The sequence below is a fragment of the Streptosporangium sp. H13245 genome (assembly GCF_055690525.1).
Window position 1 is genome coordinate 56,756 of the sequence record NZ_JBSZKT010000006.1, and the last position, 16,655, is coordinate 73,410.

General features: G+C 72.1%; 13 protein-coding genes. 7 read left to right on the forward strand and 6 right to left on the reverse strand.

The features are described from left to right. Positions 1-233: 233 nt before the first annotated feature. The 4 genes from meaB to ACW9TB_RS13260 all read right to left on the reverse strand — a co-directional run bounded on the left by meaB (position 234) and on the right by ACW9TB_RS13260 (position 6,215). The gene (gene meaB / locus ACW9TB_RS13245; RefSeq protein WP_472748288.1) at positions 234-1,220 is read right to left on the reverse strand and encodes a methylmalonyl Co-A mutase-associated GTPase MeaB; all 987 of its coding nucleotides are present in this window, start codon (positions 1,218-1,220) and stop codon (positions 234-236) included. Continuing rightward, positions 1,204-3,411 (reverse strand): methylmalonyl-CoA mutase, encoded by a 2,208-nt coding sequence (gene scpA / locus ACW9TB_RS13250; RefSeq protein ID WP_472748289.1) that lies wholly within the window; start codon positions 3,409-3,411, stop codon positions 1,204-1,206. The genes meaB and scpA overlap by 17 nt, the downstream gene beginning before the upstream one ends. Next, positions 3,408-5,294, reverse strand: coding sequence for a methylmalonyl-CoA mutase family protein (locus ACW9TB_RS13255; protein WP_472748290.1), 1,887 nt, complete (start codon positions 5,292-5,294; stop codon positions 3,408-3,410). Before ACW9TB_RS13255 ends, scpA begins: the two co-directional genes overlap by 4 nt. A gap of 150 nt (positions 5,295-5,444) precedes the next feature. Next, complete coding sequence (locus ACW9TB_RS13260) at positions 5,445-6,215, reverse strand: peptidoglycan recognition protein family protein (protein WP_472748291.1); 771 nt, start codon at positions 6,213-6,215, stop codon at positions 5,445-5,447. Positions 6,216-6,465: 250 nt separating this feature from the next. On the opposite strand from ACW9TB_RS13260, the gene ACW9TB_RS13265 reads away from it, so the two are divergent. Beyond that, entirely contained in the window at positions 6,466-7,920 is a 1,455-nt protein-coding gene (locus ACW9TB_RS13265; RefSeq protein ID WP_472748292.1) for a serine/threonine-protein kinase, read from the forward strand. On the opposite strand, the gene ACW9TB_RS13270 is transcribed toward ACW9TB_RS13265, so the two are convergent. Next, a complete protein-coding gene (locus tag ACW9TB_RS13270) occupies positions 7,889-8,776 on the reverse strand; it encodes a DMT family transporter (RefSeq protein WP_472748293.1) in 888 nt (295 codons plus the stop codon). The two genes, ACW9TB_RS13265 and ACW9TB_RS13270, sit on opposite strands and share 32 nt — an antisense overlap. A gap of 148 nt (positions 8,777-8,924) precedes the next feature. On the opposite strand from ACW9TB_RS13270, the gene ACW9TB_RS13275 reads away from it, so the two are divergent. The 4 genes from ACW9TB_RS13275 (at position 8,925) to ACW9TB_RS13290 (ending at position 12,065) form a co-directional block, all read left to right on the forward strand. Next, the gene (locus ACW9TB_RS13275) at positions 8,925-9,809 is read left to right on the forward strand and encodes a LysR family transcriptional regulator (RefSeq protein ID WP_472748294.1); all 885 of its coding nucleotides are present in this window, start codon (positions 8,925-8,927) and stop codon (positions 9,807-9,809) included. Positions 9,810-10,132: 323 nt separating this feature from the next. Further along, positions 10,133-11,254, forward strand: a complete 1,122-nt coding sequence (locus ACW9TB_RS13280) for a DUF5925 domain-containing protein (protein ID WP_472748295.1) — start codon at positions 10,133-10,135, stop codon at positions 11,252-11,254. Between the two features lie 63 nt (positions 11,255-11,317). Then, complete coding sequence (locus ACW9TB_RS13285; protein WP_472748296.1) at positions 11,318-11,761, forward strand: DUF1622 domain-containing protein; 444 nt, start codon at positions 11,318-11,320, stop codon at positions 11,759-11,761. Further along, a complete protein-coding gene (locus ACW9TB_RS13290; RefSeq protein WP_472748297.1) occupies positions 11,754-12,065 on the forward strand; it encodes a hypothetical protein in 312 nt (103 codons plus the stop codon). The genes ACW9TB_RS13285 and ACW9TB_RS13290 overlap by 8 nt, the downstream gene beginning before the upstream one ends. Positions 12,066-12,156: 91 nt before the next feature. Here the strand turns inward: ACW9TB_RS13290 and ACW9TB_RS13295 are convergent, their stop codons facing one another. Continuing rightward, positions 12,157-13,524, reverse strand: coding sequence for an SWIM zinc finger family protein (locus tag ACW9TB_RS13295; RefSeq protein ID WP_472748298.1), 1,368 nt, complete (start codon positions 13,522-13,524; stop codon positions 12,157-12,159). Positions 13,525-14,644: 1,120 nt separating this feature from the next. Between ACW9TB_RS13295 and ACW9TB_RS13300 the strand changes: the two genes are divergently transcribed. Next, positions 14,645-15,028 (forward strand): histone-like nucleoid-structuring protein Lsr2, encoded by a 384-nt coding sequence (locus tag ACW9TB_RS13300; protein WP_472748299.1) that lies wholly within the window; start codon positions 14,645-14,647, stop codon positions 15,026-15,028. Between the two features lie 241 nt (positions 15,029-15,269). Continuing rightward, on the forward strand, positions 15,270-16,538 hold the full coding sequence (locus ACW9TB_RS13305; RefSeq protein ID WP_472748300.1) for a M20/M25/M40 family metallo-hydrolase: 1,269 nt from the start codon (positions 15,270-15,272) through the stop codon (positions 16,536-16,538). The last annotated feature ends 117 nt before the right edge of the window (positions 16,539-16,655 follow it).

A 16,655-nucleotide genomic window follows, 5' to 3' on the forward strand; every position in this document is an offset into this window, starting at 1 on the left:
GCGCACCACATCACAACATTAGTTAATCTTCGCAGGAAGTATCACATGACCCGATAGAAGTGATCAAGCGCGTATAGAATATAAATCTTGCCACTTTCGGGCACGGGTCTCGTTAACATGTGCTTAACACGAGCGCTTAAATGGCGACTCAGCCGCTAATCGTGCGATGACCTGGCGTAACCCAGAGTGATGGCTCGCCCCCGGGCCGCCCCCGGCGCCGACGTCCGGAGCCGTCAGCCGCCCCTGGCGAAGGCCGCGAGGATGCGGTCGGCGGCCATCGACGGGGTGAGGGTGCCCTCCTGGACCTCGCGCTCCACCTCGCCGACGATCGCCGCGACCTCGGGGTGCTCGCGGAGCCGGGTGAGCAGCCTGTCGGTGATCAGGGCCCAGGTCCAGCGGACCTGCTGGCGGCGGCGGCGTTCGGCGAGCTCCCCCGAGGACTCCAGGGTGTCGCGGTGCCGGGCGACCTGCCGCCAGAGCTCGTCCAGCCCGTTGCCGGTCAGCCCGCTGCAGGTGAGCACCGGGGGCGTCCGCTCCGCGCCCAGCAGGCGGAGCGCTCCCGCGAGCTCCCTGGCGGCCCGGCGCGCGTCCAGCTCGTGGGGGCTGCCCTCGGCGCCGTCGGCCTTGTTGATCGCGATCACGTCGGCCAGCTCCAGCACGCCCTTCTTGATGCCCTGGAGCTGGTCGCCCGTCCTGGCCAGGGTGAGTAGCAAAAAGGTGTCGACCATGTCGGCCACGGCGGTCTCGGACTGGCCGACACCGACGGTCTCCACCAGGACGATGTCGTATCCGGCCGCCTCCACCACGACCATCGCCTCGCGGGTCGCCCTGGTGACCCCGCCCAGGGTGCCCGAGGTGGGCGAGGGGCGGATGAAGGCGTCCGGGTCGACCGCCAGGCGGGACATCCTCGTCTTGTCGCCCAGGATGCTCCCGCCCGTACGCGTCGAGGACGGGTCGACGGCGAGCACCGCCACCCGGTGGCCCTCCCCGGTCAGCCGGGTGCCGAGCGCGTCGATGAACGTGGACTTGCCGACGCCGGGCACGCCGGTGATGCCGACCCTGCGCGCCGCGCCGCCGAGCGGGGTCAGCTCGGCGAGCAGCCGCTGGGCCAGCTCCCGGTGGTCGGCCCTGGAGGACTCCACCAGCGTGATCGCCCGCGCGATCCACGCCCTGGACCCCTCCTTCACCCCCCGGACGTAGTCGTCAAGCGTTCGCGTCATGGCCCAGCCGGATGAGCAGGTCCGCCAGCAGTGCCCGCGCGGCGTCGGCGATCACGGTGCCGGGAGGGAAGATCGCGCTCGCGCCCGCCGCGCGCAGCGCGTCGAAGTCGCCCGGCGGGATGACCCCGCCGACCACGATCATGATGTCGTCGGCGCCCAGCGCGGCCAGCGCCTCGCGGAGGGCGGGCACGAGCGTGAGGTGCCCGGCGGCCAGCGAGTTCACGCCGACCACGTGCACGTCGGCCTCGACCGCCTGACGGGCGACCTCGTCGGGCGTCTGGAACAGCGGGCCGACGTCCACGTCGAAGCCGAGGTCGGCGAAGGCCGTGGCGATCACCTTCTGGCCCCGGTCGTGGCCGTCCTGGCCCATCTTCGCCACCAGGATGCGGGGCCGGCGGCCCTCCAGGCGCTCGAACTCGGCGCAGGCCGCGCGGACTCCGTCCACCCCGGACCCCACCTCCTCGCGGTAGACCCCGGTGATCGTACGGATCTGCGCCGCGTGCCGCCCGAAGACCCGCTCCAGCGCGTCGGAGATCTCCCCGACCGTGGCCATCGCGCGGGCCGCCTCGATCGACAGCGCGAGGAGGTTCCCGTCGCTCGCGGCGCCCTTCGTCAGCGCTGTGAGCGCCTCCTCCACCCGGTCGGGATCGCGTTCCTCGCGCAGGCGGCGCAGCTTGTCGAGCTGCTGGGCGCGTACGGAGGTGTTGTCGACCTTGAGCACGTCGATGGGCTCGTCGGCGTCCGGCCGGTACTTGTTGACGCCGATGACCGGCTGGCGCCCGGAGTCGATGCGCGCCTGGGTGCGAGCGGCGGCCTCCTCGATGCGCAGCTTCGGCAGCCCCTGGTCGATCGCCCTGGCCATGCCCCCGGCGGCCTCGACCTCCTCGATGTGGCCCCACGCCCTGGTGGCCAGCTCGTGGGTGAGGCGCTCGACGTAGTAGGAGCCGCCCCAGGGGTCGATCACCCGGCAGGTGCCCGACTCCTGCTGGAGCAGCAGCTGGGTGTTGCGGGCGATCCGCGCGGAGAAGTCGCTGGGCAGGGCGAGGGCCTCGTCCAGGGCGTTGGTGTGCAGCGACTGGGTGTGGCCCTGGGTGGCGGCCATCGCCTCGACACAGGTGCGGACGACGTTGTTGTAGACGTCCTGGGCGGTGAGCGACCAGCCGGAGGTCTGCGAGTGGGTCCGCAGCGAGAGCGACTTGGGGTTCTTCGCCCCGAATCCGGCCACCGCCCGCGCCCAGAGCAGCCGCGCCGCCCGCAGCTTGGCGACCTCCATGAAGAAGTTCATGCCGATGCACCAGAAGAACGACAGGCGCGGCGCGAACCTGTCGATGTCCAGGCCCGTCTCGACACCCGCCCGCAGGTACTCCATCCCGTCGGCGAGGGTGTAGGCGAGCTCAAGGTCACACGTGGCCCCGGCCTCCTGGATGTGGTACCCGGAGATCGAGATCGAGTTGAACTTCGGCATCCTCTCGCTGGTGTACGCGAAGATGTCGGAGATGATCCGCATCGAGGGGCCCGGCGGGTAGATGTAGGTGTTGCGGACCATGAACTCCTTGAGGATGTCGTTCTGGATGGTCCCGGCGAGCTGCTCGGGGGCCACCCCCTGCTCCTCGGCGGCCACGACGTAGAGCGCGAGCACCGGGAGCACCGCGCCGTTCATGGTCATCGACACGCTCATCCTGTCGAGGGGGATCCCGTCGAACAGCTGCCGCATGTCGTAGATGGAGTCGATGGCCACGCCCGCCATGCCGACGTCCCCGGCCACGCGCGGGTGGTCGGAGTCGTAGCCCCGGTGGGTGGCCAGGTCAAAGGCGACCGACAGGCCCTTCTGCCCGGCGGCCAGGTTGCGCCGGTAGAAGGCGTTGGACTCGGTCGCGGTGGAGAACCCGGCGTACTGGCGGATGGTCCAGGGCTGGTTGACGTACATGGTCGGGTACGGGCCGCGCAGGTAGGGGGCCGCGCCGGGGTAGGTCTCCAGGAAGTCGAGCCCGTCCAGGTCGGCGGCGGTGTAGAGGGGCTTGACCCCGATGCCCTCGGGCGTCTCCCACACCAGGTCGCCGGGATCGCTCCCGGTCGCCTCCCGTACGGATCGCGCCCAGCCCTCCAGGCCGGGGCCCCGCGGACCGGTGCCTTCCGCGCCGTGAGCCGCCGGTCGCGCGCCGAGCTCGACGTCGGAGAAGTCGGGAATCATCGAGCCACCCCCAGGTCGTCGAAGGTCGTCCGGAGCACGGCGAGCGCGTCGCATCCCGCGTAGAGTTTGGCGTCCACGCCCTCGAAGTCTCCCTTACCCGCCAGCCAGACCTTTACCGCCCCCGCACCCTTCAGCGCGGCGGCCACCGCCTCGGCGTGCTCGGCGTACAGCCGGTCGCTGGAGCACAGGCAGGCGATCGTCGACCCGCCGGAGGCGAACGCGGCGGCGATCTCGGCGGGATCGGTGGTGGTGCCGCCGGTCACGGTGGCGATGCCGCCCGCCTGGAACAGGTTGGCCGCGAACGACGCCCTGGCGGTGTGCGAGGCGACCGGGCCGATGGTCGCCAGGAAGACCCTGGGACGGGTCTCCTGGGCGTCGGCCAGGTCGCGCAGCGCCTCGAAATCCTGCGCGTAGTGCACCCCGGCGCTCCTCGCGGCGCTCCCCGGCGGCCTGTGGAGAGGCTTCTCCTCCAGGTTGGGGAACTCGCTGACACCGGTGATCGGGTCGCGGCGCCTGGCGATCGCGGCCGAGTGCCGCTCCCAGGTGGCGGCGAGCCGCCCCGCGACGAGCCCGGAGGCGAGGGCGTCGGCCATCCCCCCGGCCCGCTCGATCTCCTGGAACCACTCCCACGCCTTGATCGCGAGGTCCTCGGTGAGCCGCTCGACGTACCAGGAGCCCCCGGCCGGGTCGATCACCCGGGCCGCGCCGGCCTCCTCCACGAGCAGGGACTGGGTGTTGCGCGCGATGCGGCGGGCGAAGGCGTCCGGCAGGCCGAGGCGGGCGTCGAAGGGCTGCACGGTCACCGCGTCGGCCCCGCCGGTCCCGGCCGCGAAGCAGGCGAGCGTGGTACGGAGCATGTTCACCCACGGGTCGCGGGCGGTCATCATGGCCGAGCTGGTCACCGCGTGCTGCCGCTGCGCCGCGCCGGGCGCCCCGGAGACGCCGCACACCTCGGCGACGCGCGCCCAGAGCCTGCGGGCCGCCCTGAGCTTGGCGATGGTGAGGAACTGGTCGGCGGTGGCGGCGTACCGGAACTCCAGCTGCCCGAACGCCTGCTCCATCGTCAGGCCCGCGCCGGTCAGGGTCCGCAGCGCGGCGACCCCGGCGGCGACGGAGCAGCCGAGCTCCTCCGCGTCCCCGCCCCCCGCGTCGTGGTACGGCGTGGCGTCCACGACGGCCGCCCTGAGGCCCGGGTGGTCCCGGACGCAGCGGCGGGCCAGCTCGATCGCGGTCCCCGGGTCGTCGAGGGCGTCGGCGCCCAGGTTCCCGGTGAGCGTCCCCGAGTCACCGGCAGGCCCGGAAACACCAGAAGCACCAGGCCCACCGGACGCCCCGGAACCACCAGACCCACCGGACGCACCAGATGGCCCGGACCCATCGGACGGCGCCGCGGCCGTGTCTCCCGGGGGCGGGGTCCCCCGCCTCGCGGCCAGCGTGAGGAGCGCCTCGGCCGCCTCGCGGGTCCGCTTGCCCGCGTCGAGCGTGACCGAGATCAGATCCAGGTGGACCCGCTCCAGGACGCGGGGCAGGTCCTCGGGGTCGAGGGCGAGCCACAGCGAGGTGGCGCCGTTCTCCAGGTCCGCGAGGACCGCCTCGGGATCGGGCACCTCGTGGCGCTGCCGCACCTCCCAGCCGCCCTCGGGACGGGAGCCGCGGATGTACGGGGCGGCCCCGGGAAGCCCGGGGTCACCGGGCAGGTCGGACGCGTCGTAGATCGGCGCGATCGTCACCCCGTCGTAGGTGGTGAAGGCCAGCGCCTCCTCCGGGGAGCCGGTCTCGACCCCGGACTTGCGCAGCACCCCGAGCGCCAGCTCCCGCCACCGGTCACGGGTGACCGGTGGGAACTCGGCGGCCGATCGAGATTCCTCAGGCGGCACGGTCATGAACCGGATCCTAAGCGCCTCCCCGCCGAGAACCGCCCCCGGGTTCCGGACGGATACCAACAGTGGGGTCAATAGGGGGCGTCGGCAGGGGGGTTCGTGGACCGTTCCCGGAGGGCCGTACGGGGACGGCGGCCCCGTCGGGGGCGACGGTCAGCTGACGGGCTCCTGCCAGGAGGCGTCCCAGGTGGCGCGGTCGACGGCGCCGGTGACGGGCAGGCCCTTCTCCTTCTGGAACTTCCGGCAGACCTCGCTGGAGCCGGGGCCGTACAGGCCGTCGACGTCGATCGCCCAGCCTCGGGCGCTCATCTGCCGCTGCCAGGTACGGACGTCCTCGCCCTTCATGATCGGCGGCTGCTTGAGCGTGCGGCCGGGGAAGGAGGGGTGCGGCTCCGGCGGCTCGGCGGGACCTCCGCCGGGGCGGGGGGCACCCCGCTTGACCCACGCGTACAGGGGCTCGCCGGGGCAGCTGGTCGAGTAGCCGTCGCGGTGGCCCTTGATCTCCTTGCCCGCGCCGCCCTTGTCCCTGAGGTACTCGATGGCGTCGAGGATGCCGTGCAGGACGTTGTCGGTCGGCTTGGTGAACCCCGACGAGCCGACCAGGCCGAGCACCGCGTAGTGGTCGCTGTTGAGCCCGGCCCCGTTGGCGGCCGGGACGTTGTGCGCGCCGCGCCCCTCGAAGACCTTCCGATGCGGGCACACCAGCATGGAGTAGCCGACGTCGATCCAGCCGTTGCCGTCCATGTGGTGGTTCTGGATGGACTTCACCAGCGCGACACACTTGGTGTGGTCGTTCACGATGTCCGGGCTGACCTGGCCACCCGTGTAATGGACCTTCACTCCCCTGGTGGAGTTGAGTTTGCTGTAGGACCCGCGCGGCTGGCGGGCACCCCACTCACGGCGGGTAACGAGATCGATGGCCACGGAACGTCTCCACTGTCTGAGTGATATTGCCCTACCGGAGCGTAATGGTTGACCCAGCACCATATGGGCGGTTAACCAACTGTTCCCTTGTCACGGTGTGGTACTGAGGCACTCCGGATAGTCGTCGGGCGGCGAAGTCGTCCTCCTAACCATGGCCGGACGCCCTAAACCCACGAAAACGCGCACCCACGCCATCACTCCACGTGTCCTGCCACTTCCCATCATGGGCGGGACGGATAACCTTGCCCCCATGGTCGCGACACCCCTCACCCCTGACGACCCGGCCCGGCTCGGCGCGTTCCAGCTGGCCGGAAGGATCGGCGAGGGCGGCCAGGGCGTCGTCTACCTCGCGCACGCGCCCAGTGGCGAGCGGGTGGCGGTGAAGGTGCTGTTCCGCGGCGACACCGCGTCGCGGGCGCGGCTCGCCCGCGAGCTGTCCGCCCTGGAGAGCGTCGCGCCCTTCTGCACGGCGCGCGTGCTGACCGCCTCCGTGGACGGCCCCCTCCCGTACGTGGTCAGCGAGTTCGTCGACGGCCCCTCGCTGGAGGAGAGGATCCGCGAGCGGGGCCCGCTGCGGGGCGGCGAGCTAGACCGCCTGGTGGTCGGTACGGCGACCGCGCTGGCGGCCATCCACGCCGCCGGGGTGGTGCACCGCGACTTCAAGCCCGCCAACGTGCTGCTCGGCCCCGACGGCCCCCGGGTGGTCGACTTCGGCATCGCCAGGGCGGAGAGCGCGGCCACGACCGCCTCCGGCCTGATCGGCACCCCCGCCTACCTGTCCCCCGAGCAGATCAACGGGGCTCCCGCCTCGCCCGCCTCCGACGTGTTCGGCTGGGCGGCCACCATGCTCTGCGCGGCGAGCGGCAGGTCTCCCTTCGGGGCCGACACCGTGCCGGCCGTGCTGAACCGGATCCTCAACCATCACCCGGACCTGTCGGCCCTGCCCCCCGCGTTCGCGGGGCTGATCGCCTCCTGCCTGGACAAGGATCCCGCCCGCCGCCCGACGGCCCGCGCGCTGATGGTCGGCCTCGTCGACCCGGGCGCGGCCAACCCCTCCACCGAGTCCACCGAGGACCTCGCCAGGATCGGCAGCCGGATCGCCGCCCCTCCGGGACGGTCGGCGCTCACGACCCAGGAGTCCGGCCGTAGACCCCGGGGGGTCGTCACCGGCGCGGTCCTCGTCACGGTGTCCCTGCTGGTCGCCGCAGGGATCGCCGCCTGGCTCGTCGTGGGCGCCCCCGAGACCGTCGTCGGGGACACCGACCGGGCGACACTGTCCCCCTCGATACCGTCGCCCTCGCCCTCGCCCTCGCCGTCCTTGTCCGGGGGCGACGTCCCGGCCACTCCCGAGCCCTCCCCCTCGGGAGGGAACGGGGTCGAGGTCCCCGCCTCCTTCGCCGGAGCGTGGGCCGGGGACGACGTCACCTCCACCAACCCGTTCTCCTCGGGCGGGAAACGAATCGAGGTCACGCTCAAGGAGGGCGCCGACGGGGCCGAATGGGCGGAGCCGGGCAGCAACTGCAAGGGACGGATCGCCCTGACCAAGGCCACCGCCGACGAGCTGACCTTCACCCTCGGCTCCGGCACCGGTTGCATCGCCGGCACCGTGTGGCTCAAGCGCAAGGGCGACGCCCTCACCTACACCTGGAAGGACGTCCCCGGCCCCGAGCTGGTCACCGAGACCGGCGACCTGGCCAGACGCTGACCACGCCCTGGCCGATCATGATGCCGACGACGACGATCACCGCCCCCACCGGCTGGTTCCACGTCGGTGCCTCGCCCAGGACGAGCACCCCGAGGACGACGCCCACCAGCGGGGTCAGGTAGGTCACCGTCGAGGCGGTCGTCGCCCCCCAGTGCGCGATGACCGAGGTGTTCCACACGTAGGCGAGACCCGTGCCCAGGACGCCCAGGGCGACCACACTCGCCACGACGGGAAGATCCAGGCGTACGGGACCGGTGGCCAGCAGCGGGCTCAGCGCGAGCATCATCAGGGTGGCCACACTGACCTGGGCGGCGGCGATGGTGGGGGCGTCGTGGCCGTACGCAAAGACAAAGCGCCGCGTGTAGGCGAAGGAGAGGCCGTAGCAGAACGTCGCCCCCAGGCAGGCGGCCTGCGCCCACCAGGGACCGGTCTCCGCGTCCAGGTCCCAGGGGGCCAGCACCACGACGACACCGGCGGCGCCCAGCAGCAGGCCGAGCACCCCGCTCGCGCCGAGGCGCTCCTGCCGGAGCGCGGCCAGGGTCACGAGCATCGTCATCAGGGGCGTCGTGGCGTTGTAGATGCTGGAGAGCCCCGAGGGGATGTACTGCCCGGCCCAGGCGAACAGCAGGAACGGCACCACGCACAGCATCAGGGCGACCACCCCCATGTGCGCCCAGAACACCGGCCGCCTGGGCCACCTCCGGCGGGTGACCAGCATGATCACGTTGAGGGCGAGCGCGCCCAGCGCGAGGCGTCCCAGCACCGTCTGGGCGGGCGAGAGGCCGGTGAGGGCCACCTTGATGAACAGGAAGCTGGCCCCCCACGTCAGGGCGAGGGCGAGATACCGGACGAGCACGGACCGGCTCGCGGCGCGCGGCGCGGTGTCCGTCGTCGGCGCAGGTGGGGGCGTTGAGACGGTTCCTTCACGGGTCACCGGAGCAGTCTCGCCACCGCCCGGATCATGTGTCCAATGAGTTGCTCCGCAGATGTGATGAGATGTCCTCATGAGTGCGACGGTCGCGCAACTCCGGGTCTTCACCGCCGTGATCGCGAACGGCGGTTTCGGCACGGCCGCCGAGGAGCTGGGCATGTCCCAGTCGGCGGTCTCCCACGCGCTCGCCGCCCTGGAGCGCGCCCTCGGCGCCCCGCTGGTGCTGCGGCACGGGCGCGCGTGCCCCACCGCGCTGGGCGCGGCGATCCTGCCGCACGCCCAGGCCGCGCTCGCCTCGGTCGGCGCCATCGACGAGGTCGTCTCCTCACACCTGGGGCAGTACGCGGGGACCGTCCGGGTCGCCGCCCCGCCCACGGTCTGCTGCGGGCTGCTGCCCCAGCTCATGCGGACGTGGCGCGCGGAGCTCCCCGGCGTCGAGGTGCAGGTCTTCGAGGGCGACGACGACGAGCTGTCCCCCTGGCTGGAGACCGGCGTCGTCGACGCCGCGATCCTCGTCGACCCGGCGCCCCCGCCGCCCGCGCACGTGGTGGTGGGCCGCGACGCCTTCCACGCGGTGGTCCGCGCCGACCATCCCCTGGCCGGGCAGGAGCACATCACGATGGCCGAGCTGGTGGAGGATCCGCTGCTGGTCTCCAAGGGGGGCTGCGAGCCCCAGACCCGTGCCCTGTGCTCCATGGCGGGCGTCCCCTACACACCGGCCCAGCACGTCCGTGAGCTGGGCACGCTCATCGGCATGATCGCCGCGGGCATCGGCGTCTCGACGGTTCCCGACCTCGGCCGCGGCCTCCTGCCCCCGGGGCTCGTCATGGTCCCGCTGAAACCGACCCTGGAGCGCGCCCTCGTCCTCACCGGCCCGCTGAGCCGCCCGCCGAGCCCGCTGGTCGACGCCCTGCTCCGCACCGCCCCCGAGGCCCCCGCGCCGCTCCCTCTCCCGTGAGCCCCGCGTCCACTCCCGCTCTTCTTGAGCCCTGCACCCCTTGAGTCCCGCGCCGCTCCCGCCCTCCTGAGCCACGTGTCGCTCCCGCTTCCCCGAACTCTCGTCGCTCTCGGTCCCCCAGGCGCCATCGCTCCCGCTCTCCCGAACGGGCCCTCCCGCTTCCGGGTCTCTGGGTCCCGTCCCTCCGAGGCTCCCGGGCGCCGTCGCCTCCGGCTCCTCCCGGCCGGTCTTCCCCGGGCCTTCCCGACCTCCCAGGCCCGGCAGGCCCGGCCGGGCGCTAAAACCCTTCGACCGGCGGATGATCCACGAGGATCATTGGCGCCATGTCCGTACTCAAGGAGGTCGACTTCCAGCCGGAGCCGCGCCCGGTGGAGCTGCCGATGAAGATCTGGCTCGACGACGGCGACGCGGCGGTGGACGTGATCGACGCGCTCGCGCTGTCGCCGTTCGCCACCGGCGCCCAGCCCTGGTCGTGCACCACGAGCCTGGAGCGGGTCCGTCCCGACGCCCCCCTCGCCCCCGCCTCGGGAACGCTCGTACGGGCGGCCTCGGAGAAGGACGGCCGCGACTCGCGGCTGCTGTGCGGGGAGGGCTGGACGCTGCGCGTGGTCCGCTACCGCAACCGCGCCGCCACGGTCAGCGTGACCGCGGTCGACGAGGGGCTGGCCCGCTCGGTGATCGAGGAGGTCACCAGGGACGCCGAGGAGCCCGCCCCCGAGAGCGACCACGTCAAGATGGGCTTCTGGTGGCAGAGCCCCCGGGGCAGCCGCCGCTCGGAGAAGCCGATCACCGCCTCCCCGTGGGCGGAGATCTCCGGAAACTACGCCAGGCCGGTGAGCGAGCCGCTGTCGCGGCTGATGTCCGTCACCCCCTCCGAGGCACACGGCCGGCTGATCCTGCTGCACGGCCCGCCGGGCACCGGCAAGACGACGCTGCTGCGTACGCTCGCCCACGAGTGGCGGTCGTGGTGCCAGGTCGACTGCGTGCTGGACCCGGAGCAGTTGTTCCAGTCCCCCGGTTACCTCATGGAGGTCGCGGTCGGCTTCGACGACAACGACGACGACGAGGGCGGCGACCGGTGGCGGCTCCTGGTTCTGGAGGACTGCGACGAGCTGATCAGATCCGGTGCCAAGGAGGCCACCGGGCAGGGCCTGTCGCGCCTTCTCAACCTGACCGACGGGCTCCTCGGCCAGGGCCGTGACGTCCTGGTGGCCATCACCACCAACGAGGACCTGGCCCACCTCCACCCCGCCGTCACCCGTCCCGGCCGCTGCCTCGCCCAGATCGAGGTCGGCGCCTTCCCCTACGACGAGGCCGCCCGCTGGCTCGGCACCACCCAGGGGCTCTCCCCCTCCGGCGCGACCCTCGCCGAGCTCTTCGCCCTCCGCGAGGGCGTCCTCAACCGCACGTCGGCCGCCCCCGAGAACACCGGCCTCTACCTCTGACCCCCGCCGGTGGGGCGGCGACCTCGGGCGCATGGGCGGGAAACCACCGGGTAACAGCAGCGCATGCTTGATCTCCTACCGGAGGAGACCCTCCGGCAGCTCGTCAACCTCCTGGTCCGCCTCGTCGAGGCGGCCGGGGCGGCCGTCATCTTCGTCGGCGCCGCGATCGCGTTCGTGCGGTTCGTGCTGGTGGCCGCACGACGGCACGACGACGGGTTCATCGCGGTGCGGCTGTTCCTGGGACGGTTCCTCGCGCTCGGTCTGGAGTTCCAGCTGGCCAGCGACGTGCTGCGCACGGCCATCGCGCCGAGTTTCACGCAGATCGGGCAGCTCGCGGCGATCGCGGCCATCCGTACCGCCCTGAACTTCTTCCTGAACAGGGAGATCGAGCGGGAGGGACGCACGGTGAACGACGCGCGCGGACGCGGCTCGCTGGACGCCCCGGGCGGGCACGACGCGCCGGACGACCCCGGCGGGCGCGTCCCGCCCGGTGGCGGGAATGGCTGACCTCGTCCGGACGCTCGTCCCCCTGATCGTCGTCATGGGGCTGGCCGCCGCGCTCGCCGTCCTGCTCTCCGGCGGCGGTGCGGGCGGCGCCCTGGCGGTGCTGCTCGACTTCCTCCTCGCGGCCGGGCTCCTCCGCCTCTCCCAGGCCCAGACCTGGGCGGCGATCGCCACGGCGGCGCTCACGGTGCTGGTCCGCAAGCTCGCCGTCGCCGGGTTCTCCGCGCACGCGGCGGGACGGCGCCCGCCCGGCCACCGCCCCGCCACCCCCGCCCCGGACGGGTGGGATCAGGGCCGTACGGGATAGCCGCGCGAACGGTGACACCGGCGGCCGAGCCCCGCCGTCTGGGCCGCGAGCCCGTCGAGCCCGTCGAGGCCGCCGACCTCGTCCTGGACCGTCATCGGGAGTCCTCGGTGGTGAGGGAGACCGGCGCCGCCGGGGAGGCGGCGGGGGCGTCGGTCGCCATCCGGGCGGCGAGCACGTGCTTGCAGGGGCCGCGCGAGCCCCGGTGGTCGTACCACCACGGGCAGGTGCACGACCCCTCCGCCATCCGCACCAGGCGGACGCCGCCGCCGGTGGTCACCTCGGCCGCGTCGGGGCCGGTCAGCCGTACGGCACCCGAGGCGACCAGGGCGCGGGCGGAGCCGAGCCTGGGGTTGAGCGCCGCGACGTGGTCGCGGTCGTAGGGCAGCTCACGGTGGAAGTGCGCGGCCTCGAAGAGGTCGTAGCCGACCCGGCCCGCGGTGCCCAGCTGGGTGAGCGCGGGCCGGACCCGCTCCGGCGTGAGCCCCGAGCGCGCGGCGAGCACACCCAGCTCCAGGGTGGGCTCGAAGTCGAGCAGGATGCCGACCAGGTCGGCGTCACCGGCCACCACGTCCGAGGAGAGGTCCGCCAGGACGGCGCCCTCCCCGGAGAAACCGCGCCAGGCCTGCGGGGACAGGACCAGCGTGTAGCGCATGCCCGGCAGTTCCAGCTCCCAGGCGCTCGATCCCGAACCGTCCGGCGGCCCGTACACCCGCAGGGCCCTGGCGAAGCGCAGCAACGGCATCATCGTCGCCAGCCTGCCGACCCCGGCCAGGTGGACCCCGCCAGGTACGGCCTGTTCCGAGAGCCGCAGCTCCCTGCCCGCGGGGACCGCCCACACCTCGGCCGCCGCCCGCTTCGGCAGGCCGCGCAGGAACCTGACGGCCTGCGGCCCGGCGAGCTCGGCGCGCAGGTCGAACCCGGAGGCGATCACCTGGACCTCCGCGAAACCGCGCAGCCACCGATCGGGCAGCGGCACCTTCTTCTCCACGACCGCGCCGTCCAGGGTGGTCACGGTCAGCTCGTCGGGGCCGACCCCGACGTGCAGCGGGTCACGGCCGCCGACCCTGGCCAGGGCCTCGCGCAGCGGGTTGTTGACGTCCACGTTGGTGGTGCCCCGGTCGAAGACCTCGCCGTCGAGGGCGGGACCCAGCACGTCCAGCCGGGCGTAGACGCCGCCGCAGGCGGAGAAAGACTCGAACCTGAGACGGTCGCCACCGCAGGTCACGACCGGATCGCGGGTGAATCCGGGCTGCGGCCGGTGGTAGCGGGCCAGCGCCACGTCGGCGACCGCGAGCAGGCCGGTCGCGGCCGGGGCGGCCTGGGTGAGCAGCCCGCTGAAGAACCGGGGATGGTCGAGGAAGCCCGTCGACGTCCGGCCGCCGGACGTCGACAGTCCCAGGTGCCCGTCGGAGAGGGTGGAGGGGCCGGCGTAGGCGTACGCCTGCACTGCGCTTGTCATGAGCCGGACGGTAGAGATCGCTACCGACAAATCCGGCCACGCCCGTACGGACGCCGGTCGTCGGCTCCGGAAGCTCCGAGGGGCCCGAGGATCCCGACGGCGGGGAGCCCGGCCAGGCGGATGTCCGGATCCCGGGCGCCGGGATCCGGTCAATGTCCCTATCCGATCCCCACCGGCTCGCGAACAATTCGGGGAACGCGGGTTGATTGATCCGGACGGACGATGGAACGGGCCAATGGCCGCCAAGGAGCAAACGACAGCCACCCTCCTCCCCGCCTCACAATGCGAGACGCCCGGAATCATACGGTCCGCAAGGCGAGTCTTGCCTTACCTGAGAGTGTCAAGACCACACCCCAATGTGATCGGCCACGTACCGGCGGGAACCTTCGAAGGCACCCGATGCCGGACACCGGCAAACCCGTGGGCGGGCGGCACGCATTCCGGGCGCGGGGAAGTCATTTGTCCTCCGGAATCCCGGAACGCGTTCGGTCGCGAGCATCCGGCGTGCGTGAATTGTCCATCGGGCGTCCGGGACGACGCGCGCGAAACCGCTCCTCCCGCCTCTCCGAACCGGGGCCGCCCGCCCGTTCCCTTCACACGATCCCGGCCCGGCAGGTACCGTGAGCAGCAAAAAAGGGACGAAGAGCCTCAAGGGGGGCGACAGTGGGAGGTCAATGCCTCCGGCACGCCGCCGCCAGGGAAACGAACGGCAGTGGAACGACGGACCGGAGTGGCCCCAAGTGGCGGAAGTCGATTTTTTTCGGGGCGGGCGGCACGGAAACCACCCGGAGGTCATGAAACTCCAAAGCGCTCCGGCGCCCTTCAGGAAAACCCGCCGGGGGTAGCCGACAGACCTCGGCATACAAGACGCCAAGGGGATCCGGCGCCGCCGTCGTTTTTAATCCCCCTCGAACGGGAAGCATTTCCCAATGACGTGGAGACGCCGGAGTTCGGACCCGAGTAATTGACCAGAGAGGGTCGATCTCCGGCGGACAGGGGTTTCCCGAGCGCGAAGGCGAAAGGAGGGACTAGAGTTTTGCGCGCGGGGAAGAGACGCGGGAACCATCGTCGGCCGGGTTCACAGCCGCACGCTCCGGCGCCAAGATTAAGGAGTCACACAATGGCACGTCAGCAAGTCGTCACGTTCACCGATGACATCACCGGTAAGAAGGCGGACGAGACCGTCTCGTTCGGCCTCGACGGCACCGCCTACGAGATCGACCTGAGCTCGAAGAACGCCACGAAACTTCGCGAGGCCCTCAAACCGTTCCAGTCCGCCGCCCGCAAGGCGAGCACCTCTCTGGGCCGCAAGGGCAGAGCGAAGGGCTCCGGCGGCAACCGTGAGCGGAGCGCCGAGATCCGGGCGTGGGCGAAGTCCCACGGGATCGAGGTGAGCGAGCGCGGGCGCATCGGGGGGAAGGTCGCCGAGGCGTTCGCCGCGGGCGACCCCAGCGTGGCCAAGGGCTCGACCAAAAAGACCCCGCAGTCCGCACTCAGCGAGTGAGACAAGCTCCCGGACCCTTGAAGGGGTAGCGGCGTCGTAGCCGACCGGGAGTGCTCCGAACGACCAGACGTAACCAGTCGGAAACGCTCCGAACGAGCAGACACAGCCGACCGGGAGCGCTCGGAACGACCGCGGGAGTGCTCAGCAGGACCAGACGAACACCCGAGGTGCTTTTTTCAACCCGGAGGGGTATGCACCTTTGATCCAGAATTTGGGTCCTGTCTTCGGGGGGCGTTCGTCGATGAGCGAGGTCGCGCAGATCTGCTCGGATCTGATCAGGTTCGACACCACCAACCCCGGCCCCGGTGAGCGCCCGGCGGCCGAGTACGTCGCCACCCTGCTGTCCGACGCCGGGATCGAGCCGGTGGTGTTCGAGTCGGCCAGCCGCAGGACCAGCGTGGTCGCCAGGATCCCCGGCGACTCGCCCGAGGCCCTGCTGATCCACGGCCACCTCGACGTGGTCCCCGCCCAGCCCTCCGACTGGCGGATCCCCCCGTTCTCCGGCGAGGTCACCGGCGGATGCGTCTGGGGCCGGGGCGCGGTCGATATGAAGGGCACCCTCTCCATGACGCTCGCCCTGGTCCGCGACTGGGCCAGGCGCGGGGTGCGGCCGAGCCGGGACGTCGTACTGGCCTTCCTCGCCGACGAGGAGGCCACCGGCGAGTACGGTGCGCGATACGCGGTACGGCAGCACCGCGAGCTGTTCGACGGCTGCACCGACGCGATCAGCGAGTCCGGCGGCTACAGCGTCGAGGCCGGGAACGCGCGGATCTACCCGGTCGCGGTGGGCGAGCGCGGCACCGCCTGGATGCGGCTCACCGCGACCGGCGTCGCGGGCCACGGCTCCCGCCCGCCGGTGGACAACGCGGTGGCCGAGCTCTGCCACGCCATGTCCAGGATCGCCTCCCACCGCTGGCCGGTGCGGCTGACACCCGGGGTGGCGGCGCTGGTCGAGGACCTGTCGGCCATCCTCGGCGAGCGCATCGACCTCGACCGGCTGGAGGAGGAGGCGAGGCGGCTCGGCCGGATCGGCGACCTGTTCGGGGCGCAGATCCGCAACTCGGCGAACCCGACGATGCTCCAGGCGGGCTACAAGGTCAACGTGGTCCCCGGCACGGCCGAGGGTCACGTGGACGGGCGGTTCCTGCCGGGGTACCGGGAGGAGTTCCTGGAGACGATCGACCGCCTGCTCGGGCCCCGGGTGACCCGGGAGTTCGTCAACGTCCAGGACGCCGCCTCCGCCCCGATGGACACGCCGTTCTTCGACCGGCTCCGCGCCGCCCTGGTGGCCGAGGACCCGGCGGCACGGCCGGTGCCGTACGTGATGTCGGGCGGCACGGACGCGAAGTCCTTCGCGGAGCTCGGCATCAGGGGCTACGGCTTCGCCCCGCTGATGCTCACCCCGGACCTCGACTACTACGGCATGTTCCACGGCGTGGACGAGCGCGTCCCGGTCGAGGGCCTGGAGTTCGGCGTCCGCGTCCTGGACCGTCTCCTCGCTCCTTCCTGACCCCCGAAAACAACCCTGAACCGTCTCCTCGCTCCTTCCTGATCCCTGACCCCCGAAAGCAGGATCCTGGGCCCCTCCTGACCCCCAAAAGCGGAGCCATGGGTCGCTTTGCCCCCT

Excerpts from the sequence above, each read along its gene's own strand:
- ACW9TB_RS13290 (WP_472748297.1), top strand. The coding sequence starts at position 11,754 with ATGGCTGACCTCGTCCGGACGCTCGTCCCCCTGATCGTCGTCATGGGG.
- ACW9TB_RS13305 (WP_472748300.1), top strand. The coding sequence starts at position 15,270 with ATGAGCGAGGTCGCGCAGATCTGCTCGGATCTGATCAGGTTCGACACC.
- meaB (WP_472748288.1), bottom strand. The coding sequence starts at position 1,220 with ATGACGCGAACGCTTGACGACTACGTCCGGGGGGTGAAGGAGGGGTCC.
- ACW9TB_RS13300 (WP_472748299.1), top strand. The coding sequence starts at position 14,645 with ATGGCACGTCAGCAAGTCGTCACGTTCACCGATGACATCACCGGTAAG.
- ACW9TB_RS13275 (WP_472748294.1), top strand. The coding sequence starts at position 8,925 with ATGAGTGCGACGGTCGCGCAACTCCGGGTCTTCACCGCCGTGATCGCG.
- ACW9TB_RS13265 (WP_472748292.1), top strand. The coding sequence starts at position 6,466 with ATGGTCGCGACACCCCTCACCCCTGACGACCCGGCCCGGCTCGGCGCG.
- ACW9TB_RS13285 (WP_472748296.1), top strand. The coding sequence starts at position 11,318 with ATGCTTGATCTCCTACCGGAGGAGACCCTCCGGCAGCTCGTCAACCTC.
- ACW9TB_RS13295 (WP_472748298.1), bottom strand. The coding sequence starts at position 13,524 with ATGACAAGCGCAGTGCAGGCGTACGCCTACGCCGGCCCCTCCACCCTC.
- scpA (WP_472748289.1), bottom strand. The coding sequence starts at position 3,411 with ATGATTCCCGACTTCTCCGACGTCGAGCTCGGCGCGCGACCGGCGGCT.
- ACW9TB_RS13255 (WP_472748290.1), bottom strand. The coding sequence starts at position 5,294 with ATGACCGTGCCGCCTGAGGAATCTCGATCGGCCGCCGAGTTCCCACCG.
- ACW9TB_RS13280 (WP_472748295.1), top strand. The coding sequence starts at position 10,133 with ATGTCCGTACTCAAGGAGGTCGACTTCCAGCCGGAGCCGCGCCCGGTG.